This window comes from Sporosarcina sp. E16_3 (assembly GCF_017347125.1).
Lineage (GTDB): Bacteria > Bacillota > Bacilli > Bacillales_A > Planococcaceae > Sporosarcina.
Genome location: NZ_JADPRX010000011.1, coordinates 72,867 through 95,970, shown reverse-complemented (window position 1 = coordinate 95,970; position 23,104 = coordinate 72,867). Strand labels below are relative to the sequence as shown.

General features: G+C 40.9%; 20 protein-coding genes. 12 read left to right on the top strand and 8 right to left on the bottom strand.

All coding sequences use genetic code 11. The features are described from left to right. Positions 1-459 precede the first annotated feature (459 nt). The 7 genes from I2483_RS09070 to dnaA all read right to left on the bottom strand — a co-directional run bounded on the left by I2483_RS09070 (position 460) and on the right by dnaA (position 10,439). Positions 460-1,563, bottom strand: coding sequence for an HD-GYP domain-containing protein (locus I2483_RS09070; protein WP_207175450.1), 1,104 nt, complete (start codon positions 1,561-1,563; stop codon positions 460-462). Between the two features lie 134 nt (positions 1,564-1,697). Then, on the bottom strand, positions 1,698-4,247 hold the full coding sequence (gene gyrA, locus I2483_RS09065) for a DNA gyrase subunit A (protein ID WP_207175449.1): 2,550 nt from the start codon (positions 4,245-4,247) through the stop codon (positions 1,698-1,700). An 84-nt stretch (positions 4,248-4,331) separates the two neighbouring features. Further along, positions 4,332-6,254: a DNA topoisomerase (ATP-hydrolyzing) subunit B gene (gyrB, locus tag I2483_RS09060; protein WP_207175448.1), complete on the bottom strand. Its 1,923-nt coding sequence runs from the start codon at positions 6,252-6,254 to the stop codon at positions 4,332-4,334. Between the two features lie 81 nt (positions 6,255-6,335). Further along, positions 6,336-7,454 (bottom strand): DNA replication/repair protein RecF, encoded by a 1,119-nt coding sequence (recF, locus tag I2483_RS09055; RefSeq protein WP_207175447.1) that lies wholly within the window; start codon positions 7,452-7,454, stop codon positions 6,336-6,338. Further along, entirely contained in the window at positions 7,444-7,683 is a 240-nt protein-coding gene (yaaA, locus tag I2483_RS09050) for a S4 domain-containing protein YaaA (protein WP_186671868.1), read from the bottom strand. Before yaaA ends, recF begins: the two co-directional genes overlap by 11 nt. Positions 7,684-7,782: 99 nt before the next feature. After that, positions 7,783-8,919 (bottom strand): DNA polymerase III subunit beta, encoded by a 1,137-nt coding sequence (gene dnaN, locus I2483_RS09045; protein ID WP_186671870.1) that lies wholly within the window; start codon positions 8,917-8,919, stop codon positions 7,783-7,785. Positions 8,920-9,089: 170 nt separating this feature from the next. Then, the gene (gene dnaA, locus I2483_RS09040) at positions 9,090-10,439 is read right to left on the bottom strand and encodes a chromosomal replication initiator protein DnaA (protein WP_207175446.1); all 1,350 of its coding nucleotides are present in this window, start codon (positions 10,437-10,439) and stop codon (positions 9,090-9,092) included. Between the two features lie 505 nt (positions 10,440-10,944). On the opposite strand from dnaA, the gene rpmH reads away from it, so the two are divergent. The 11 genes from rpmH to I2483_RS08985 all read left to right on the top strand — a co-directional run bounded on the left by rpmH (position 10,945) and on the right by I2483_RS08985 (position 21,587). Next, the gene (gene rpmH, locus I2483_RS09035; RefSeq protein WP_067204080.1) at positions 10,945-11,079 is read left to right on the top strand and encodes a 50S ribosomal protein L34; all 135 of its coding nucleotides are present in this window, start codon (positions 10,945-10,947) and stop codon (positions 11,077-11,079) included. A gap of 80 nt (positions 11,080-11,159) precedes the next feature. Beyond that, positions 11,160-11,501 (top strand): ribonuclease P protein component, encoded by a 342-nt coding sequence (gene rnpA / locus I2483_RS09030; protein WP_207175445.1) that lies wholly within the window; start codon positions 11,160-11,162, stop codon positions 11,499-11,501. An 84-nt stretch (positions 11,502-11,585) separates the two neighbouring features. Next, entirely contained in the window at positions 11,586-12,350 is a 765-nt protein-coding gene (yidC, locus tag I2483_RS09025) for a membrane protein insertase YidC (protein ID WP_207175444.1), read from the top strand. Further along, entirely contained in the window at positions 12,347-13,120 is a 774-nt protein-coding gene (gene jag, locus I2483_RS09020; protein ID WP_207175442.1) for an RNA-binding cell elongation regulator Jag/EloR, read from the top strand. Before yidC ends, jag begins: the two co-directional genes overlap by 4 nt. Positions 13,121-13,316: 196 nt before the next feature. Further along, positions 13,317-14,702 carry a tRNA uridine-5-carboxymethylaminomethyl(34) synthesis GTPase MnmE gene (gene mnmE, locus I2483_RS09015; protein WP_207175440.1) on the top strand — a complete coding sequence of 462 codons (1,386 nt, stop codon included), beginning with the start codon at positions 13,317-13,319 and terminating at the stop codon, positions 14,700-14,702. A gap of 117 nt (positions 14,703-14,819) precedes the next feature. Further along, a complete protein-coding gene (gene mnmG, locus I2483_RS09010; protein WP_207175438.1) occupies positions 14,820-16,709 on the top strand; it encodes a tRNA uridine-5-carboxymethylaminomethyl(34) synthesis enzyme MnmG in 1,890 nt (629 codons plus the stop codon). A gap of 381 nt (positions 16,710-17,090) precedes the next feature. Beyond that, on the top strand, positions 17,091-17,807 hold the full coding sequence (gene rsmG / locus I2483_RS09005; RefSeq protein WP_207175436.1) for a 16S rRNA (guanine(527)-N(7))-methyltransferase RsmG: 717 nt from the start codon (positions 17,091-17,093) through the stop codon (positions 17,805-17,807). A gap of 93 nt (positions 17,808-17,900) precedes the next feature. Continuing rightward, the gene (gene noc / locus I2483_RS09000; protein WP_207175434.1) at positions 17,901-18,764 is read left to right on the top strand and encodes a nucleoid occlusion protein; all 864 of its coding nucleotides are present in this window, start codon (positions 17,901-17,903) and stop codon (positions 18,762-18,764) included. A 293-nt stretch (positions 18,765-19,057) separates the two neighbouring features. Beyond that, complete coding sequence (locus I2483_RS08995; RefSeq protein ID WP_207175432.1) at positions 19,058-19,819, top strand: AAA family ATPase; 762 nt, start codon at positions 19,058-19,060, stop codon at positions 19,817-19,819. Then, the gene (locus I2483_RS08990) at positions 19,812-20,651 is read left to right on the top strand and encodes a ParB/RepB/Spo0J family partition protein (RefSeq protein WP_207175430.1); all 840 of its coding nucleotides are present in this window, start codon (positions 19,812-19,814) and stop codon (positions 20,649-20,651) included. The genes I2483_RS08995 and I2483_RS08990 overlap by 8 nt, the downstream gene beginning before the upstream one ends. Before the next feature lie 231 nt (positions 20,652-20,882). Continuing rightward, entirely contained in the window at positions 20,883-21,587 is a 705-nt protein-coding gene (locus tag I2483_RS08985) for a DUF554 domain-containing protein (protein WP_207175428.1), read from the top strand. Here the strand turns inward: I2483_RS08985 and yyaC are convergent. After that, positions 21,498-22,139, bottom strand: coding sequence for a spore protease YyaC (gene yyaC, locus I2483_RS08980; RefSeq protein WP_207175427.1), 642 nt, complete (start codon positions 22,137-22,139; stop codon positions 21,498-21,500). The two genes, I2483_RS08985 and yyaC, sit on opposite strands and share 90 nt — an antisense overlap. A 74-nt stretch (positions 22,140-22,213) precedes the next feature. Between yyaC and I2483_RS08975 the strand changes: the two genes are divergently transcribed. Next, positions 22,214-23,098, top strand: a complete 885-nt coding sequence (locus I2483_RS08975) for a mechanosensitive ion channel family protein (protein WP_346267716.1) — start codon at positions 22,214-22,216, stop codon at positions 23,096-23,098. Positions 23,099-23,104 lie beyond the last annotated feature (6 nt).

The following is a 23,104-nucleotide window of genomic DNA, read 5'->3' as shown; positions in this document are numbered from 1 at the left end:
AGGATCAAACTCTCCATAATAGAAGAAAATGAATAGCTCATTTCTTGCTGACTCGAATCCGAAGATTCTTGTGTGTGTTTCTTTTCAACCAACCGAAGCTAGTTTAGTTAGAAACGTTTTGCTCAAGTGCGTTAGCACTCTCGCTGTATTTCATTGATGTTTTGCTGTTCAGTTTTCAAGGTTCATGCCGGAAGAATCAACTTGCATTCTTCGCTTTAAGTAATTGTCGTTGTTTCGGTGACAACTTTTATATCATAACATTTCGTTTCGTTCATGTCAACAACTAATTTCAATTTCTTTTTTTCGTTGTTTTTATTATGTCGTAAAGACAACTTATTAAATATACCAGTCTACCATGTAGAATGCAAGTCTTATTTTAAATTAGTTTTCATTTCTATTTCAATGGTACTAAGATGCATTATCTCAAGCCTTCTTTATCATTACACTTTAAACTTCCTTCTATTCCAATACCTTTTCAATAGCAAGATGACGGTTCCTAGTCAAATCCAAAATAGATCCATCCACACTCTTCTTTACCATTGGACGTAATCTTGCGTCACGATGAACGAATATAACTTCCCCTACTTCGCCGTTTGTCAGTAACACCTTGGTTCCAATAGAAAGGTTTCCGACGAGGTCATGTAATGCTTGGACAACTTTTATATCGAATTTCCCAAACTCTTCTTCCTTTATCATCTCAATTACCTTAAATGAAGACTCCTTTGAACGATGAATCCGTTCTGATGTCATTGCATGGAAGACATCTGCAACTGCCAAGACTTGTGAAAATACGGAAATTTGATTTGCTTTCTCACCACGTGGATAACCACTACCATCGAGTCGCTCATGATGCTGGAAGATAGCCAACTTCATTTCTTGTCGTAAAAGGGATGTGTCTTGAATCATTTGATAACTATACAATGTATGTTGCTTTACTTCATTGAACTGATCTTTTGTTAAGAATGCTGCTTTTTCCGTAACCGCCATATCAATTTTAGCCATTCCACAATCGGCAAGTACACCTGCAAGTCCAAGTTGTAAAGTCTGTCCTATTGGAAACCCAATCTGTCTACTGATAGCAGAAGCCAGTATTCCAACACCAATTGAGTGGTGATATGTGTAATCTTTGGTAGTTGAAAACTCGTTTAATAATGTTAACATCTTTTTCTGTTCAATAAACGCTTCTAATAGAGGGATCACTATTGAACGAACTTTTGCAATATCCGGACGCACACCTGCACGCCAGCCAAGAAACTCCCTTTTATAGCTATGAACTGCGTCGGTGTATCGTGTTTGTAGATCTGTCTGTTTGATAGGTATTTTTGCAAGCACATCGTCTGGATTCACTGGACCCTCGTTATTATCATATACTTCTTCTCTTTTAACGACGAGTCGTTCTTGGACTTTAACCTTTTTCACACTAAATGCATTCAAAACCGTTATATGTTCCAGTGAGAGCTCAGTATCTTTTCTAAGGATTGGGTAGATTGTATTTACAAAAATATCTTCACTTGTAATTATGCCCGGACGTAGGTCACTCGTTTTTACATAGATTTCTGTCATCAATATTACCCGCCTTCACCTTATAGTTCTTTCTATCATACTCTAACTATTTCAATTAAACGATTAGATTATATAAATAGACGTAAAAAAGGTTATTGAAATGGCCATGTCGACCATTTCAATAACCTTTTCACTTAAGACTCCGTATCTGTATCTTCATCTTCTATCTCAATAGAAGGTAACCCGGCGTCTTCATTACTTTCAGAAGAAACTACACTCTCTTCAACATTAGTGTCGTCGAGTTCTTCTTCCTCTTCTTCTTTTACAACTTTAGCGACAGTCGCAACAAGTTCATCTTCTCCTAGGCGGATTAAACGAACCCCTTGCGTACTACGTCCAATAACAGAAATGTCGTCAATATCCATACGGATCAAAATGCCATGTATCGTAATAAGCATTAAATCTTCAGTGCCATCTACTGTCTTCATTGCAACAAGAAGACCGTTTCGCTCCGTTACATTTAACGTCTTCAGACCGTAACCGCCGCGAGTTTGGATACGATACTCATCTTCTGGCGTACGTTTTCCGAATCCTTTTTCTGTTACTACTAAAATTTCATCGCCTTCATTCACTGTATCCATGCCGATTACAATATCGCCTTCACGCAAACGAATACCACGGACACCGCCGGCTATCCGACCCATAGAACGAATATCTGTCTCATTGAACTTGATTAACATGCCGTCCTTGGTACCAATGGAAATGTTTTCATCGCCTTTGGTCATTTTAACGCCAATGAGTTCATCGTCGCCGCGAAGGGTAAGTGCAATCAATCCATTTGAACGGATATTAGCAAATTCGGAAACAGGTGTGCGTTTAACAACTCCATTACGAGTCGCGAAGAATAAGTATTTGTCATCCTCGAATACATCTACAGGAATCATGGCTGTTACTTTCTCATCCTTATCGACACCTAACAGGTTGATGATAGGTAATCCTTTTGCGGTCCGGCTAAATTCAGGTACTTGGTAGCCTTTCGTACGGAATACCCGCCCTCTGCTTGTGAAGAACAAGATGGTATCGTGTGTCGAAGTATTCAATAAATGTTCAACGAAGTCATCGTCATTCGTGCCCATCCCTTGGATTCCACGACCACCACGACGCTGGCTGCGGTACGTATTAGCAGGCAAACGTTTAATGTAACCATTATGTGTGAGTGTCAATACTGAGTTTTCGACCGGGATAAGATCTTCATCCTCAATCATTTCAGCGCCGCCCAATGTAATTTCCGTTCTACGTTTATCTTCAAAACGGATTTTCACTTCGAGCAATTCCTCACGAATAATCTCAAGCAGTTTTGATTCATCTGCAAGAATTGCACGGAGTTCAGACATAAGAAGTTGCAACGCCTCGTATTCACTTTCAATTTTGTCTCGCTCAAGTCCTGTCAACCGTTGAAGACGCATATCGAGGATAGCCTGCGCTTGACGATCAGATAAATTAAATTGATCCATCAATCCCGTTTTCGCTTCATCTGTTGTTTTAGATGCACGGATAAGGGCGATGATTCTATCAATATTATCAAGTGCGATGCGCAGTCCTTCCAAAATATGTGCGCGATCTTCCGCTTTTTTCAGGTCGTACTGAGTACGTCTGCGGATGACAACTTTTTGGTGTTCCAGGTAATGGTACAAAATTTCCTTTAATGCAAGAATTTTTGGTTGACCGTCAACGAGTGCCAGCATGTTAACACCGAAACTAGATTGCAATGCCGTCTGCTTATACAAATTGTTTAACAGTACGTTTGCATTTGCATCACGGCGTACTTCCATCACTATTCGCATTCCGGTACGATCCGATTCATCGCGCAGATCAGTAATGCCATCGATTTTCTTATCACGTACAAGCTCAGCAATCTTTTCAATTAGACGTGCCTTGTTTACCTGGAATGGTAGCTCATGTACAAGAATTGTTTCCCTACCGTTCGATTGCTGTTCAATTTCTACCCTACCGCGGATAATGACAGAACCTCGTCCAGTTTCGTAAGCTCTTCTGATTCCACTCCGACCAAGAATGATCCCGCCAGTTGGAAAGTCCGGGCCAGGAATAATTTCCATTAACTCTTCCGTTGTTATCTCGGGATTATCGGCAAGTGCCAGGACAGCATCAATTGTTTCACCAAGATGATGCGGAGGAATATTTGTTGCCATTCCGACCGCAATACCGGTTGTCCCGTTGACAAGTAAGTTCGGATAACGACTCGGAAGAACGATTGGTTCTCTCTCTTGTCCATCATAGTTGTCTTGGTAATCGACAGTGTCTTTATTAATGTCTCGAAGAAGTTCCATTGCAATACGCGACATACGAGATTCCGTATACCGCATCGCAGCTGCACCATCTCCATCGACAGAACCAAAGTTACCGTGACCATCGACGAGCATATAACGGTAGTTGAAATCCTGGGCCATCCGTACCATCGTGTCATACACAGCACTATCACCATGCGGATGATACTTACCAATGACGTCTCCGACAATACGTGCGGATTTCTTGTGCGGTTTATCGGCGGTATTTCCAAGATCCTGCATTGCATACAGAATACGACGATGGACCGGCTTCAAACCATCCCTCACATCGGGGAGCGCACGTGAAACGATGACACTCATTGCATAATCAAGAAATGATGTCTTCATTTCTGTACTAATGTTAATCCCCTTAACACCACGTTGCGGCATATCTGCCATTATTGTTAGACTCCTTTCAACTCAAAAATCCTCAAGAGAAAATAGTTCAATTACCTGACAAGCTTTATCACTTCAACTAATCAATTAAGTATCTATATTTTTCACATACATTGCATTTTCCTCGATAAATTTACGACGCGGCTCGACTTCGTCTCCCATAAGCTGCTGGAATGTTGAATCGGCGTCAAACGCATCTTCGAGGTGGACTTGGAGCAGTGTGCGCTGATCAGGATCCATTGTAGTATCCCATAATTGCGTTGCATCCATTTCCCCTAGACCTTTGTAGCGGGTAATAACTGGTTTAGGCATAGCTGAAAGCCGTCCGATAATTTCTTGGAGCTCTTCCTCGGTGTAGCAATACTCTTCAATTTTTCCTTGCTTCACGCGATAAAGAGGTGGCTGAGCAATATAAACATACCCTGCTTCGATAAGCGGTCGCATAAAGCGGAAGAAGAAGGTTAAAAGAAGCGTACGGATATGTGCACCATCGACATCTGCATCAGTCATAATAACAAGTTTATGATAGCGTGCCTTGGCAAGATCAAATTCTTCACCGATACCTGTACCAAGTGCTGTAATCATTGCACGGATTTCTAGGTTACCTAAAATACGATCAAGACGTGCTTTTTCGACGTTCAAGATTTTACCTCGAAGCGGAAGAATTGCTTGGAAGTGACGGTCACGTCCCATTTTAGCTGAACCGCCTGCCGAGTCACCTTCAACAATATATAGTTCACTTATAGCTGGGTCACGTGAGGAACAGTCTGCCAGTTTCCCTGGAAGACTTGATACTTCAAGTGCTGATTTCCGACGTGTGAATTCACGCGCGTTTTTCGCAGCAAGACGAGCCCGAGCCGCCATCAAACTTTTATCAATGATTTGACGTGACGTTGTCGGATTTTCAAGCAGGAATCGTTGGAATCCTTCGGAAAACAATGAATTAGTGATTGTACTAACTTCGGAGTTACCCAGTTTTGTTTTAGTCTGTCCCTCAAATTGCGGATCCGGATGTTTAATCGAAATGATGGCTGTTAGTCCTTCACGGACATCATCGCCGGACAAGTTCGGATCAGCTTCTTTTAGTACGCCATTTCTTCGAGAGTAATCGTTAATAACACGTGTCAATGCTGTCTTAAAGCCCGACTCATGCGTACCACCCTCGTAGGTATTGATATTGTTGGCAAATGAAAACAAATTTTCTGCATAGCCGCTATTGTATTGCATCGCGATTTCGATTGAAATTCCGTCTTTTTCGCCTTCAATGAAAATAGGTTCATCATGAATTGGTTCTTTGTTTTGATTCAAATGTTCTACGTACGACTTAATGCCGCCTTCGTAGTGATAGACGTCACTTCGCTCTTCATCGGTACGCTTGTCTGTAATCGTGATCCGGAGGCCGCGGTTAAGATAAGCAAGTTCACGAAGCCGATGCGCTAAGATATCATACTCATATGTTGTTGTTTCCGTAAAGATTTCAGGGTCTGCTTTGAAGCGGATTCTTGATCCTGTTTCATCAGTTTTACCGATTACACTAAGTTCTTTCGAAACTGCACCACGTTCAAACTCGATGTAATGAACTTCGCCGTCACGTCTAACAAATACTTCTGTAGTCTCAGACAATGCATTTACGACAGATGCACCAACACCGTGCAAACCACCGGAAACTTTATAACCCCCGCCGCCGAATTTACCTCCCGCATGAAGTACGGTCATAATAACTTCGACTGCCGGTCTACCCGTTGATTCCTGTGTTCCCACAGGAATTCCCCGACCATTATCATCGACACAAATCCAATCGTCTTTTTCCATCGTTACTTCAATATGATCACAGTAACCTGCAAGTGCCTCATCGATACTATTATCAACAATTTCCCATACAAGATGGTGAAGTCCTCTAGAACTTGTTGTCCCGATATACATACCTGGACGTTTGCGGACAGCTTCCAATCCTTCTAAGACTTGGATTTGATTTTCATCATAAGCCATCTGCATATCTTTCTCTTCCATTGCCAAACTGTTCACCTTCCCTTTCCGAACGTCTAACATTTGTATTTCTGGTGTTTAAATAAAGGGATGACTCAATTGTCATTACTCTCTTTTAGCAACTTCGCCTGCCGTCACTTCGAATATGTCTGCCTGACGAATTGTTTCATGGTCAATCCCTGCTACGTTCGTTGTCGTGACAATTGTCTGCACTTCTCCTTGAATTGTGTTCAAGAGATGGGATTGTCGGTAATCATCAAGTTCAGACAGAACGTCATCCAGCAAAAGGACGGGTGCTTCCCCAACTTCTTGCTTTACAAGTTCTATTTCCGCAAGTTTAAGGGACAGCGCCGTTGTCCGCTGCTGTCCCTGCGATCCATACGTTTGGATGTCGTAGCCGTTAACGAAAAAGTGAAGATCGTCTCTATGTGGTCCAATCAAGGTCATGCCACGATCTAGTTCACGGCGTCTTGCTTCAAGCAATCGCTGACCGAGTATTGACTGCATCTGTTCTACAGTCTGTCCGGAATCAAGTTCTTTTAGCGTCCCATAAGAAACTTGAAGGGATTCAATACCACGTGAGATTCCTTTATGGATTGGTTCCGCCCACTTTTGTAAAAGTTCCATGAAATAAAACCGTTTACGAATAACTTGGACTGCTACTTGAATATACTGCTCTGTATAAATATCAAACATGACATCGTTGAGGTTTAACTTCCCCCGATTGTCTTTTAAAATAGCATTGCGCTGTTTAAGCACTTTTTGAAATGTTAAAAGGTCATGTAAATAGGTCGGTGAAATTTGGCCGATTTCCATATCTAGAAACCGTCTTCTCACTTGGGGACTGCCCTTTACAAGATTCAAATCTTCCGGGGCAAACATGACGACATTCAATTGGCCAATGTACAAGCTAAGGCGTTTCTGTTCAAGATGATTGACACGCGCTTTCTTGCCTTTTTTAGAAATGACCAACTCTAATGGCAGTCGGCCATATTTACGTTGTATGTCCCCTTCTATTTTACCATATTCTTGGTCCCAACGTATTAATTCACGATCATTTGAAGTTCTATGCGATTTTGCCATAGAAAGGACATAGATTGCTTCCATGATGTTTGTTTTACCCTGAGCATTTTCACCAATCAGTACATTGATTTGCGGGGAAAATGAAAGGCCGAGTGATTCATAATTCCGGTAATTGGTTAATGCAAGTCTTTCAATATGCATCCGTTTGACCGTCTGGTAGTTCAGTTACTTTAAATGTACCAACGTTTGGAATTTTAACGATATCTCCGTCACGAAGCTTCTTACCTCGACGCTGTTCCTCCTCGTCGTTGACATAGACAATGTATTCATCCAAAAACCATTTAGCCATACCGCCTGAGCTGATTGTATTTGTCATTTTTAATAGTTGTCCTAGAGTTATGAACTCCGTATCGATTGTAAGATTTTCCATAGAGTCTCAACCTTTCGCAAGTTAGTCTGTCTTTCTATTTTAGCCGACTTTCGACAGTAAGTAAAAAGGATAGTCAAATAAGTGACTATCCTTCGAGTTTCAGTATGTTCGTACAGGGAGAATAAGTTGCAAGATTGAATCGTCATCAACTGATTTCAAGATGAACGGTCGCATAGCTCCCGTAAATTGAATTGTTATGTCTTGTCCATCAATTGCTTTCAAAGCATCCATCATATATTTAGCACTAAAAGATATATTAAGCTCTTCGCCTGTTACGCCAATTGCTTCCACCAATTCTTCAACCTTACCTACTTCAGGTGAGTTTGAAGAGATTTCAATGACTTTACCTTCATTGGCTGAGAAACGGACAATGTTATTGCGTTCTTCACGTGCTAGAAGCGAAGCTCTATCAATTGCCTGAAGAAGCAGTCGGCCATTTACCGTCACTGATGTTTTATATTCTAACGGAATGAGGCGCGAAGTATCTGGATAATTACCTTCCAATAGGCGTGAGTAAAATAATACACCACGTGTTTTGAAAAGTACTTGTTGATCTGCAATGACAATATCCACGAGTTCACCATTATCAGGCAAGATTTTATTTAGTTCTTGAAGACTTTTTCCGGGGATAACGACACTAAAAGGAACTTCTGGCATATCTTCAGGTATCGTCAATCTTCTTGCTAATCTATGGCTATCTGTAGCGATACAAGCAAGTCCTCCATCTTTTGCTTCCCAAAGTACGCCTGTTAATACAGGTCTAGTTTCTTGTTGAGATACGGCAAAGACTGTTTCACGAATGATTGATTTCATCAGATCTGCCGGCAATGAAAATAGATAATCATCTTTTACTTCTGGCAGGACTGGGTAATCTTCTGGATCTAAGCCAATCAGATGGAATTCAGACTTACCAGATTGAATATGTGTTTGTAGTCCGTTTGCAACTTCAATTATTACTTCGTTCGTAGGCAGTTTTCGTACAATTTCGCTAAAAACTTTAGCTTGTAGCACAATGCTTCCCTTTTCTGCGACACGAATGATCTGTTCTCCATTATCTTCTGCTGGTATGAATGTACAGATTGTAATATCTGAATCACTTCCTGTTAACGTCATTCCTTTTTCGTCCACTTCAATCTTTATTCCTGTCAAAATTGGAATCGCGACTTTTTGGCTGATGGCCTTCATAACGTCGCTTAATCCATCAAGCAGCTTATCTCTCATAATTTCAAATTTCATTCTATACCCTCGCTTAATATATATAGTATTAGTTATTAATAAAGTAGTAGTAATAGTAGTAGGGGCTGTGGATATGTGGGTAAGTCTATTTTCCCTTTACGCCTAAACGTTTTCCACATGTGTATAACCTGTTCGTAGGTGTGCACCTCTTATTATATGTTATGCACAGGTCATCCTCTACCAAGGACATTACGAATATCTTGAACGTCTTGTTGCAAAGCTTGATCGTCTTTTAACAGTTGTCTAATCTTCTCGTGTGCGTGAATAACAGTTGAATGATCTCGTCCACCGAACTCAGATCCAATCTTAGGTAGGGAGAAATCCGTTAGTTCTCTGGATAGGAACATAGCTATTTGTCGGGGAAATGCAATGGCCCTCGTTCTTTTCTTCGCAGTGAAATCCTCTAGACGTATGTCAAAGTGCCCTCCAACTGCTTTTTGGATGTCAAGAATTGTTACAGTGCGCGGTCTTGAGTTCGGAATGATATCTTTCAAGGCTTCCGCAGCAAGATCTGTATTGATATCTGAATTTACGAGTGATGAATAGGCTACAACACGTATAAGAGCCCCTTCTAATTCACGTATGTTTGAGTCAATTTGGTTGGCAATGTACAGCATAACTTCATTTGGGATATCAACAAGCCCATCTGCCTTAGCCTTTTTCCGCAAAATTGCAATACGTGTTTCCAGGTCTGGAGGTGCTATGTCTGTGATCAAACCCCATTCAAAACGTGATCTTAGCCTATCTTCAAGGGTTGGAATCTCTTTCGGAGGTCGATCACTTGAAATAACAATCTGTTTTGATTCTTCATGAAGTGTGTTGAATGTATGGAAAAACTCTTCTTGAGTTTGTTCTTTTCCCGCAAGGAATTGAATATCATCTATTAAGAGCACGTCCACATTCCGATAACGATTACGGAACTCGACAGCTTTATTATCACGAATAGAGTTAATGAATTCATTTGTAAACTTCTCAGATGAAAGATACATGACTTTTGCTGATGGGTTCTGTTCGAGTACATAATGTCCAATTGCATGCATTAAGTGTGTCTTTCCAAGCCCCACGCCCCCATAGATAAACAGCGGATTATAGGCTTTAGCTGGTGCTTCGGCAACGGCAAGTGACGCTGCATGGGCAAAACGATTTCCCGAACCAATGACAAACGTGTCGAACGTATATTTTAGATTAAGCATGCCAGGTGCCGATGTTAATGGAACCTTTTCTATAGGTTTCACAGTCGGTTTAGGTAGCATGAAATCATTTTCTTCCATGTTTTTAGGAACAACAAACTGAATGATTCGGTCTTCACCGGTCAATTCGGATAGAATTCCAGTAATAAGATGTACATAGTGGTTTTCAAGCCAGTCTTTTGCAAATGAGTTCGGTGCGGCGATTGTGACATTCTCTTCGCCGTAAGACATCAGTTTTGTCGACTTTAACCAAGTTTCAAAACTGGGTCTTGAAATCTTCTGCTCAACCTTCGACAAAACTTCGATCCATAATTCTTCTAAGTGTTCCAAACGTGTGCCTCCTTTACAGTGAAAATAAAAAACCCGAGGATATGTATTATACACAGTTTTCCGTTGTGTGGATAACAATTATGCAAAAGTGTTGAAAAAAGTATCCACAATGTATTAACAACTGTGGATAACAAAATTGCTATAAAATTATGTGCATAACAAATTCATCTCATTGTAACAGGAAATGTTGTGGATTACAAGGAGTCCTGAACCTTATCCACAGTACAAGCGGCTGTGGATGAAATCCTTATCCACAGGCCTTGGTATGTGAGGAAGATGTCAATAAGTAGTGTGTATAAAAAAAGTCTAGAAAATACTATCCACACCATTGTTGAAAAGAAACAAGAAGAGCCGTGGATAACTTAATAGGGCAAAATCAAAGAACCTAAGTGCGCTAAATTAATGACGAATAGGAAAGGGTTGACTTTTACCCCGGAAACCCGATATACTATTCAAGACTGTCACAGTAATAAATAGACAATCAATGCAGGAGGTGTCTTAAAAGATGAAACGTACTTACCAACCAAATAAACGTAAACGTAGTAAAGTCCACGGCTTCCGTGAAAGAATGAGCACGAAAAGCGGACGCAGAATTCTAGCAGCTCGTCGTCGTAAAGGAAGAAAAGTCCTATCAGCATAAGGCCACTGACATTTCAGTGGTCTTTTTTCTTGTTTATTATTGAAGAACTATAATCATAGATGACGGAGCAGGTGTATGGGATGAACAAACGTCAACGGATAAAGAAAAATGAGGAATTCCAAGAAGTATTCAAAAAAGGGAAGTCGTTTGCTAATCGGCAATTTGTTGTGTATTCCTATAGGAAGGAAGACCAAGCAGAATTCAGGATTGGTCTGTCCGTCAGTAAAAAGGTAGGTAATGCAGTCGCTCGAAATAGGATCAAACGTTATTTACGACAGTCCTTCCTGGAAATGAAAGATGAACTGCGTAACGATATGGATTATGTCATCATCGCCAGACATCAGGCGGCCACATTAGATTTTCATGAAACAAAGAAAAGCTTACAGCACGTCTTACGTATTTCCCGCGTTTTAAAGAAGTAGAAGGAAGTATATGAACGTGATAAACTGTTAGTATCGGTCGATTGGGCCTTTTAATTGAATAAGATAAGATTTGGGGGAACTGATTTGAAAAAGAAATTAGCATTAATCCTCATACTGACGACATTGTCGGTATTTCTTGCAGGATGTTCGGAATTCCAACAACCAATTTACGAGGACAGTGAAGGTTTTTGGAACAAATTTGTCGTCTGGCCGTTAGTTTCCCTTATAACGACATTTAAAGACATTCTAGGAACATACGGGTACGGAATTGTCGCAGTTACAATCATCATCCGACTTGTCTTGCTTCCATTAATGATCAAACAGACACAGAGTTCAAAGCGGATGCAGGAAATTCAGCCTGAACTGAAAGCACTGAAAGAGAAATACAAATCAAAAGACGCGGTTACACAACAAAAGTACCGTGAAGAAATGCAAAAAGTTATGTCAGAACGAAAAATCAATCCGGCGGCGGGCTGTTTACCAGTCGTAATCCAAATGCCAATTCTATTCGGTTTCTATCATGCCATCAGCCGAATGAATGTCACGTACGATATTGGGAATTTCTTATGGTTTGAACTTGCAGCGCCAAGTATTACGCTTGCAGTTTTAGCAGGAGCTATGCAGTTCATCGTTTTACGTACAGGTCCTGCTATGGACAACCCACAGATGAAAGTGATGATGTACATCATGCCGTTCATGATTATGATCTTCGGTTCATTCTTACCGGCAGCACTTTCTCTTTACTGGGTAATCGGTAATATCATTTCAATAATCCAAAATATCTTCATTTACAAGCCATTTAAGAAAAAGGAAGTGGAACTTGTAAAAGTGGGAGGGAAACGGAAATGACAAGGACGACGCGAAGGGGAACCACGGTTGAATTAGCGATTTCATCGGCATTGATAGCACTTGGTGTTACGCGTGATGAAGTAGAAGTCGAAGTGATCAATCAAGGGAGAAAAGGATTTCTAGGTTTCGGTGCAAAAGAAGCTGAAGTAACCGTAACTATCGTAAATTTTGAAGAACCTTCCGTCCCTGAAAAGGTATTGGTACCTGAAGAAGCACAGCCTGTAATGGAAATACAGCCATTTGAAGTTGAAGTTATTGGCAAATCAGTTGAACCTCCTGTGGAGAAAGAGGAAGTCCAAATCGAAGGATTGTCTGATGAAACCGCAATTGGAGAAACAGAACACTATTTAAAAATGATTGCAATTGGAATGGGTATCGATGACATTCAAATTAGCCATGAGACTAACGGTAAATATGTTACTTTTCAAATGGAAAGTGCAAAAGCTGCATTACTGATTGGGAAACGTGGGCAAACGCTAAATGCACTCCAGCAATTATCGCAGCTTGTAACGAACAAATTGGCGAATCAATTCAAGGTTGTCCGGATAGATGTCGGTGATTACCGGGAGCGTCGCGAACAATCATTGGAACAATTAGCTGAACGAATGGCTGATAAAGCAGTCCGAACCGGGAAAAAAATCCAGTTAGAACCGATGGCTTCCTATGAAAGAAAAGTCATTCATAATGCTTTATCACGACGACTGGATATTGAAACGTATTCAGAGGGAACTGATCCATTCAGGTATCTAGTCATTGAATCTGTTAGGTGAAAAAAAGTCCTGCAAAGACGAACCCTGTCTCTGCGGGACTTTTTTGTATTATTTGTAAAGATGACTTAACTTATCCACATTATTTAAATTGCGACACTAGGAGGATGGGAGGATTTGTGATAATATATTATGTTAGATAGTCGTGTCCGAAATAGGTTATCCACATGTGAGTAACCAAGTCAGGAAGGTGAAAAACGTGCATTTTGATACAATAGCCGCCATCTCGACTCCGATGGGGGAAGGTGCAATTGCCATCGTCAGGATAAGTGGGGACGAAGCTGTCCAAATAGCGGATCGTATTTTCCGTTCACCGTCTGGTAAAAGGCTAAATGAAGAACAATCACATACAATCCATTATGGTCATTTAATAGATCCATCAACTAATGAAATTGTCGAAGAAGTAATGGTTTCTCTTATGAAGGCACCAAAAACATTTACACGTGAAGATGTCGTAGAAGTAAACTGTCATGGCGGAATTGTTGCCGTCACTCGTGTTCTTCAACTAGTGCTTAAGCAAGGGGCGCATCTTGCAGAACCCGGTGAATTCACAAAACGTGCATTTCTTAATGGGCGAATTGATTTGTCTCAAGCTGAAGCGGTCATGGACCTTATTCGTGCAAAGACGGACCGTGCCATGAATGTTGCACTCAATCAGATGGAAGGAAAACTTTCTCGGTTGATTGGAGGACTGCGACAAGCGCTTATTGAAACGTTGGCGCAAGTCGAAGTTAATATTGATTATCCGGAGTATGATGATGTCGAAGAAATGACAATCCCGCTGATGATTGAAAAAAGTACGTGGGTAAGAAATGAAATCGACGAGTTGTTGAAAACGTCATCTCAAGGTAAAATCCTTCGAGAAGGTCTGTCTACTGTTATTATTGGTAGACCCAATGTAGGCAAATCTTCCTTACTAAATAGCATCATTCAAGAAAATAAAGCAATCGTAACCGACATTGCGGGGACGACGCGTGATATTATTGAAGAGTACGTCAATGTACGGGGAGTTCCACTTCGTCTAATCGACACAGCTGGAATCAGGGAAACAGAAGATATTGTGGAACGAATCGGCGTCGAAAAGTCGAGGAAAGTGTTGAAGGAAGCGGATTTAATTTTACTCGTCCTTAACAGTTCTGAAGAGTTGTCGATAGAAGACGAACGGTTATTTGAAGTAGTTTCGGGAATGGATACAATATTTGTTATCAATAAAACCGACCTACCACAAAAAATTGATATGCAAAAAGTGATGGAACATGCCGGAACGGGCAAAGTTGTCACGACCTCTCTTGTGAAAGACGAAGGGGTAGATGAACTGGAAGAAGCAATTGCCGGACTCTTTTTCGAAGGAAATCTTGAATCAGGCGATTTCACATATGTTTCAAATGCACGACATATCGCATTGTTACACAACGCGCGTGCCACAATTGAAGACGCGCTCGCAGCTGCTGAAGCAGGCGTTCCAGTCGATATGATTCAGATTGACGTCACACGGACGTGGGAAATTCTCGGTGAAATTATTGGGGACACAGTCCAAGACGGTCTACTTAATGAGCTATTTTCTCAATTCTGCCTCGGAAAATAAAATAAGATGAGTGTTCAAAAAGAATGAATGGAAATGGGAGATCTGCCAAGCGCAGTGCCCAGATACTACTTTTCATTGAGCTTTTTGAATTACTTTAATAGAAAGAAGGAAAAGAACATGCCCAAATTTGAAGCAGGCACGTTCGACGTTATTGTTATTGGAGCCGGCCATGCGGGAGTTGAGGCAGCACTTTCCGCTGCTAAAATGGGTGCAACAACGCTCGTACTTACAATGAACCTCGATATGATAGCCTTTATGCCGTGTAATCCGTCACTTGGCGGTCCCGCTAAAGGGATCGTCGTACGTGAAATAGATGCACTAGGCGGTGCAATGGGGAAAGTAATCGACAAAACACATATCCAAATGCGGATGTTGAATACAGGCAAAGGGCCTGCGGTGCGTGCGCTTCGTGCACAAGCTGACAAAGTCCTGTACCAGTCGGAAATGAAACGTCTTCTGGAAGAACAGGAAAATCTATTACTTCACCAAGGTGTTGTAGAAGAACTAATCGTGGAAGACGATGAAATAAAAGGAGTACTTACACAAGTCGGTGCAATTTACCGTGCGAAGACAGTCATCATCACAACGGGTACATTCCTGCGCGGTGAAGTTATTATCGGTGACCTGAAATATTCGAGCGGACCGAATAACCAAATGCCTTCAATTAAACTTGCAGACAATATTCGTGAACTTGGTTTTGATATGGTGAGATTCAAAACGGGCACTCCACCACGTGTGAATAGCAGAACGATTGATTATAGCAAAACTGAAATCCAACCAGGAGATGATACAGCGTGGGCATTCAGTTATGAAACGACTGAATTCATCACTGATCAACTACCATGTTGGCTGACATATACATCACCGAGAACACATGAACTTATTAATGAAAACCTTCATTTGTCACCGATGTATTCCGGGATGATTAAAGGAAAAGGGCCCCGCTATTGTCCATCAATTGAAGATAAAATTGTACGTTTTGCTGATAAATCGCGTCATCAGATTTTCCTTGAGCCGGAAGGTCGAAATACGCAAGAAGTGTATGTCCAAGGATTATCGACAAGTTTGCCGGAACACGTTCAAAAACAATTAATTGCAAGCGTACCGGGACTTGAAAATGCGGAAATGATGCGTGCGGGCTATGCAATTGAGTATGATGCAATCGTCCCTACGCAACTATGGCCAACACTTGAAACAAAAAGAATTCGTAATCTATATACAGCTGGCCAGCTTAATGGAACATCTGGCTACGAAGAAGCAGCGGGCCAAGGAATCATGGCGGGTATTAATGCAGCTTCCCGTGCTCTAGGGAAAGAAGAACGTGTCCTAGGGCGTGCTGATGCATATATAGGTGTCCTTATTGATGATCTTGTTACAAAAGGGACAAGCGAGCCATATAGACTTCTGACATCACGCGCAGAATACCGACTGTTGTTGCGTCATGACAATGCGGATATGCGACTGACTGAAATAGGATACCAAATTGGATTGATTAATGAAGAAAGACATGATGCTCATATTATTAAGAAGCAACAAATTGAAGAAGAAATTATCAGGCTGCGAAAAGTGACGATTAAACCAACTAGTGATGTCCAGGACATCATACGTGAAACAGGCGGCTCAGAACTTAGAGAACCGATGAAAGCAGCAGATCTTCTAAAACGTCCTGAAATAAACTATAGCCAGATAGAAAGAATGGTTCCACCAGAAGAAAAGAGATCAAAAGAAGTAGAAGAGCAAGTTGAAATCTTCATTAAGTATGAAGGTTATATTGAAAAGTCATTGCAACAAGTAGATAAAATGAAAAAACTTGAGAACAAAAAAATACCCGATAATATCGACTATAATGCAATATCCGGTATCGCGTCGGAAGCTAAAAGTGTACTGAGTGAAGTAAGACCATTATCCATAGCACAAGCATCTCGCATATCCGGTGTTAATCCAGCTGATATTTCAATTCTTCTTGTCTATATTGAACAGGGTAGAATCGCCAAAATTTCGGGCTAAATTAGCTAATGCAGGCTTGGATTATATTACTTAATTCAAGCTGCTTATGCTTTTCTTATTGTCTAGACTCCAGGCGCCAGCCCCTCGGGGTCACAAGTCCTTTTGCTGTGGGGGCGGAAGTACGCCTCCTCGCAAAAGGCCTTGTGCCTGTCGGGTCTGAACGACGCCTTACGCTTTTCTTATTGTCTAGGCTCCAGCACCTAGAGGCTTGGGTCATAAGTCATACCGACTATGCGGCAAAGAACGCCGCTCCGTCAGTCCGCCTTATGCCTATCGCGGGCCTACAGGATGTAGGTCATGCAGCTATTGCCACAGGACGTGGCGAACTTAGGCTGCGTACAACTAACAGGCGCTTACGCTTTTCTCATGGGGGGAATATTGATGAATGTTGAACAATTTATACAGGCCTTAAAAGAACAAGGTATTGAATTGAGTGAAACGCAAATAGCACAGTTTAACCAGTATTTCAAACTACTGGTAGAATGGAATGAAAAGATGAACTTGACGGCAATTACAGATGCCCCGTCAGTTTACTTAAAACATTTCTATGATTCAATATCCGCGGCCTTTTATATTAATTTAAATGAACCAAAAACAATTTGTGACGTAGGTGCGGGAGCTGGATTTCCAAGTATTCCATTGAAAATTTGTTTTCCAAACTTAGATGTGACCATTGTGGATTCATTAAATAAAAGAATTGGCTTTTTGAAAGTATTAGCTGAAGAACTTAAGCTTGAGAATGTGCACTTCGTCCATGCGAGAGCCGAGGACTTCGGACAAGACTCCAAGTATCGTGAGAAGTTCGATATTGTTACAGCTCGCGCAGTTGCACGTCTTTCTGTCTTAGCGGAATTATGTGTCCCTCTAGCCAAAAAAGGCGGAATCTTCATTGCGATGAAGGGAGCAGCCGCGGATGACGAACTTTTAGATGCAAAAAAAGCCCTTTCTGTTCTCGGAGCTACCATTAAAAAACAATACTCATTTATTTTGCCAATTGAAAATAGTGAACGAAATATCTTTGTTTTTGATAAAGAGAAAATCACTCCTAAAAAGTATCCTCGTAAACCAGGTGTTCCAAATAAAATGCCAATTCAGTAAACTGTTTCACGTGGAACAATGAGTAAAGAGGATATACTACGCCGTGCCGAATTAGTAGAATTAGGGAGCAGTATTGAAAAGGTGGTGCCGGGAATGAAAAGTCCGTTTTCACGATTTTTTGGGAGTGGAGATAAAGAATTAGATCCACTAGTAGTGGAAGAGGTTCATCACGAAGTAATTGAACAGGTGAAAATCGAGTTAATAAATCCAAATAAATTTCAACCGCGTACAATATTTTCTGAAGATAAGATTGAAGAACTTGCGAGAACAATCCATACGCATGGTGTCATTCAACCAATTGTCATTCGGAAAATTGGTGAAGAAAACTATGAAATCATCGCTGGAGAGCGTAGATATCGAGCAATGAAAAAACTGGGATGGTCGGAAGTACCGGCGATCATTCGAAACCTTGATGATAAAGAAACCGCATCCATTGCACTTATTGAAAACTTGCAGCGTGAAGAATTGACTGCAATTGAAGAGGCGTATGCCTATGAAAAGCTCCTTGAACTACATTCATTAACACAAGAAGCGTTAGCGCAAAGACTAGGAAAAGGTCAATCAACTGTTGCTAATAAATTGCGCTTACTGAAATTACCCGATGAAATCAAGAATGGAATATTAACAAAAGAGATATCAGAGCGACATGCAAGAGCACTTATTCCAATTAAGGATAGCGAATTACAGTCACAGCTTTTCAAGGAAGTAATTGAACAGCAGTTGAACGTCAAACAGCTTGAAGCAAGAATTATTCAAGTTTTACATCCACCGGAGAAGGTAAAAGGTAAAAAGACAGCACCTCAAAGGAAATCGGTGAGTAAAGATGTCCGAATTGCTCTAAATACAATCAGGCAATCACTCGTTCTCGTTACTAAAAGTGGAATAGATGTAAAAACAGAAGAAGAAGATTCAGATGATTTTTATATAATCACTGTTAAAATACCAAAAAAGAAATAAGAAAAGCGGAAGCACCTGGTAGACCCAAAAAGCGCTGGAGGTCCTTCAGATAAAGGCGCTTTTTGCCTTTAACTTAAGGACTGAAGCGACTCGAGGGGCTAGGTGCTGGAGTCTAGACACTGCTCCAGGTGGAAAACTTATACTTTCTTTTAAAAAAAGACTCTTGCCTCACATAGCAAGAGTCTTTTTACTACATATTTCTCTACAAAAAATGTTTTATTTGTTAAACTAGAAGAAGTTACAAAATTGAAAGAATAAAAGAATAATAATAGTGCTGGAAAGCAGGTGCAGGTGTGGGCAGAATTATAGCGATAGCCAATCAAAAGGGAGGCGTCGGGAAAACGACAACATCCGTAAATCTAAGTGCTTGCCTTGCTCATATAGGCAAAAAGGTTCTTTTGATTGATACTGATCCGCAAGGGAATGCAACGAGCGGGCTAGGTGTTAACAAGGGGGAAGTCCAACAATGCATTTACGATATTTTAATAGACGACGTTAATATAAAAGATGTTATTCGTTCGACAAAAGTAGAAAACCTTGATATTGTGCCAGCAACTATATCCCTGGCAGGTGCAGAAATCGAGCTGGTTTCAACTATATCTAGAGAAGTACGGATGAAACATGCCATTCAGGAAGCGAAAGAGCTGTATGACTACATCATTATCGACTGTCCGCCTTCACTTGGTTTATTAACAATAAATGCACTGACCGCTGCTGATTCAATTATCATCCCAGTTCAGTGTGAGTATTATGCGCTGGAAGGTTTAAGTCAACTGCTAAGTACGATCCGACTTGTTCAAAAACATTTAAATGAAGACTTAATGATTGATGGCGTTTTACTTACGATGTTCGATGCAAGAACAAATTTAGGGATTCAAGTTATAGATGAAGTTAAAAAGTATTTTCAAGATAAAGTATACAAAACAATCATTCCACGAAATGTACGATTGAGCGAGGCCCCGAGTCATGGAGAACCGATTATCATTTACGATTCAAGATCACGTGGTGCAGAAGTATATTTAGATCTGGCAAAGGAAGTGGTTCACAATGGCTAAAGGCCTTGGAAAAGGATTAAATGCTTTATTTCCTGGAGAGTCACTGGCAAAAGTAGAATCTGTCGAACATATTCATGTAAAGAGTATTAAGGCTAATCCGTACCAACCAAGGAAAATATTTGATGAAGATGCAATTCAAGAGTTGAGTGCTTCCATTAAAGAACATGGTATCCTTCAGCCAATTATTCTTCGAAAAGTGGGAACGACTTACGAAATCGTCGTAGGCGAGAGACGTTTCAGGGCAGCACAAATGGCAGGCCAAACTGAAGTACCAGCGGTTGTCCGTATCTTGACGGACGAAGAAACAATGGAGTTTGCGATCCTTGAAAACTTACAGCGGGAAGACCTGACACCAATTGAAGAGGCAGAAGCTTATCAGAGTCTCATGGAAAATCTGGGTCTTACACAAGAACAGCTAGCATTTAGACTGGGTAAAAGTAGACCTCATATCGCAAATCATGTCCGTTTACTTTCATTACCTGAAAAAGTAAGAAATTACATTACTGTAGGTAAAATTTCAATGGGGCATGGTCGGACATTACTTGGTCTACGTAAGAAAGAACAAATCTCTCTAGTGGCAGAACGGGTACTGAGAGAAGGACTTAACGTCCGCCAATTAGAAAAGCTAGTTCAAACAATAAATGAGGATGTTCCACGTGAAACTAAACCGAAAAAGCGTATAGACCTATTCCTGGCTGAGCGGGAATCAAATTTGCGTGACTATTTCGGAACGAATGTATCAATAAAGAAAACAAAAAACAAAGGGAAAATTGAAATCGAATTCTTCTCTGAAGATGATCTCGAGCGTATTCTTGAATTATTGAACGAATAAGGGATGCACCTATTTTGCCAAATGAGCAAAATAGGTTTTATTTTTAATTTCATTGAGCAGAGATCCAACTCTTTGCTGAATTGTAGAACTCATGCTGAGACCGCCGCGTCCTGCGGCAACAAGGAGGGATGCAATTCAATCCCTCCCCCCTGAGTAACCAGTAGGGAGGAATGAACTGCAATTCCTCCTCGTTGGCCCAAAGCCTTCAGCAGATTAAAAGGAAGTGAAAAGATGATTTTATTTGGAACAATTATAAACGTACTTTTAATAATTGTAGGCGCGTTCATTGGTCGATTTTTACATAATATACCCGAGCGGATGAAAGAAACTGTCATGTATGGAATTGGACTTGCGGTTGCTGTTATTGGCATACAAATGACATTTGAAAGTACTCAAATCCTGATTGTTATTATCAGTATCGTTGTAGGTGCAGTCATTGGTGAGTGGATGGATCTTGATAAGAAAGTGAATGATCTGGGCCACTGGATGGAGAGCAAGATACCAGCGAGTGATAAAGGCCCGGGTATTGCACAAGGATTTGTGACAGCCACGTTGATTTTTGTTGTTGGATCGATGGCCATTATCGGTGCTATCGACAGCGGGCTGAGGAATGATCATGATGTTCTTGTCATGAAAGGGATTATTGATGGTTTTACTGCCATCATTTTAAGCTCAACGTTAGGCATTGGCGTCGCATTTGCTGCGATTCCTGTATTTCTTTATCAAGGAATCATCACGTTATTCTCCACTCAAATAAGTCGTTTCGTTCCAAACGAATTACTGAACTTCTTCATCTCTGAAATGACAGCGACAGGCGGATTGATGATTTTGGCTATTGGTTTAAATTTAATTGGTTTGACTAAAGTGAGAGTTGCCAATCTGATTCCGGGTATCCTTGTTGTTGGAGTTGCTGTTACTATCGTACACTTCTTTTGACTTGCGTCGACCGTGTGCAAGTTGCAATGCCCGAGCGATAGTGCGACTCATCTCATATGGAAGGTAGAGACGGGTACTTTGCAAAACAGCGTGTTCCATGAACCCGGCAATATTGACGATTCCTTTTATGGATACATCTCCAACAGGGGGCAGATCTTTACCGACCGCTTTGCCAGGGTGTATAGGTCCGCTATTAAAAAGCAACTGACCAATAGAACTGACTTGTCCCAGGCAGGCATCGATCGCTACGATGAAAGCGGAGGGATTAGTGAGTTTGGTTTCATCTATACGTTGTTGCAGATTTAAAGCATGTAATGGACTTTCCAATGTACCGATTACAGTGAATGGGAACAGGGAAGACTCAGATAGGAAAGAACCAGTTAGCGGTCCTAGCGAGTCACCGGTAGATCGGTCGGTCCCGATACAGAAAAAAATGAGGTCTTGGGTTTCAAATGGAATGTGCTGGAGGAATAGTGAACTGAGTTTCCAAACGGCACCCGTTTCCTTATGGTGAATGCGATAATCATATGGTGTAGAAAGAGTAGATCGCATGAAAAAACTCCATTTCCTTTTTTATAACTCAGTCTACGCTTGTAAGTGATTTATTATACGAAAGGAAGAGGATTGTGGAAGAAACCATAAATGAGGACATTAATAAGATAAAAAAAGAAGTTGAAGAAGTAGGTAACATACTATTTAGTTCAGAAACTTGGTTTGATATTGGAAAGTTGGGACTTAAAGTTTTCTTCATTATTCTGCTATCCATCATTGTTGTAAAAGTAGGGAAAAGTGTTATTAGCCGCGCATTCAAGGTGAAACTGAAAGGCGCCTTGCGCCATACGGAGCGCCGTGAAACAACATTGGTTAAGCTACTTCAGAACACATTATCATATGTTGTCTACTTTGCAGCAATATTGGCAATCCTTTCTGCTTTTACAATCAATGTTGCAGGAATACTTGCGGGGGCTGGAGTATTGGGCTTGGCAGTCGGTTTTGGTGCCCAAAGTCTTGTGAAGGACATCATTAGTGGGTTCTTCATCATTTTTGAAGATCAATTTTCAGTCGGCGATTATGTTCAAATCAATGCGGCAGTTGGAACAGTCGAAGAAATTGGTCTACGTACGACTAAAGTAAGCGCATATGGCGGGGAGATACATATAATCCCGAATGGAAATATTTCAGAGGTTGTTAACTACTCGGTCAATAATTCATTAGCAATCCTGGATATTAGATTGGCATATGAAACAGATATACTTAAAACAGAAAAACTATTGGAGACTTTTTTAGCTGGCTTATCGGAGGGGTATGAAGCGCTGATATCCCAGCCTACCATAGTAGGTATACAAGACCTGGGTACGTCGGAAATCGTCATGAGAATTACGGCAGAAACACAGCCAGTTATGCAGTATGCAATTGCAAGAAATCTTCGCAGGGATTTGAAAATTTTTCTGGATATGAACGACATCGAAATACCATATCCTAAAATGGTCATGTACCAACCCAAAAAGTGAGGTGTA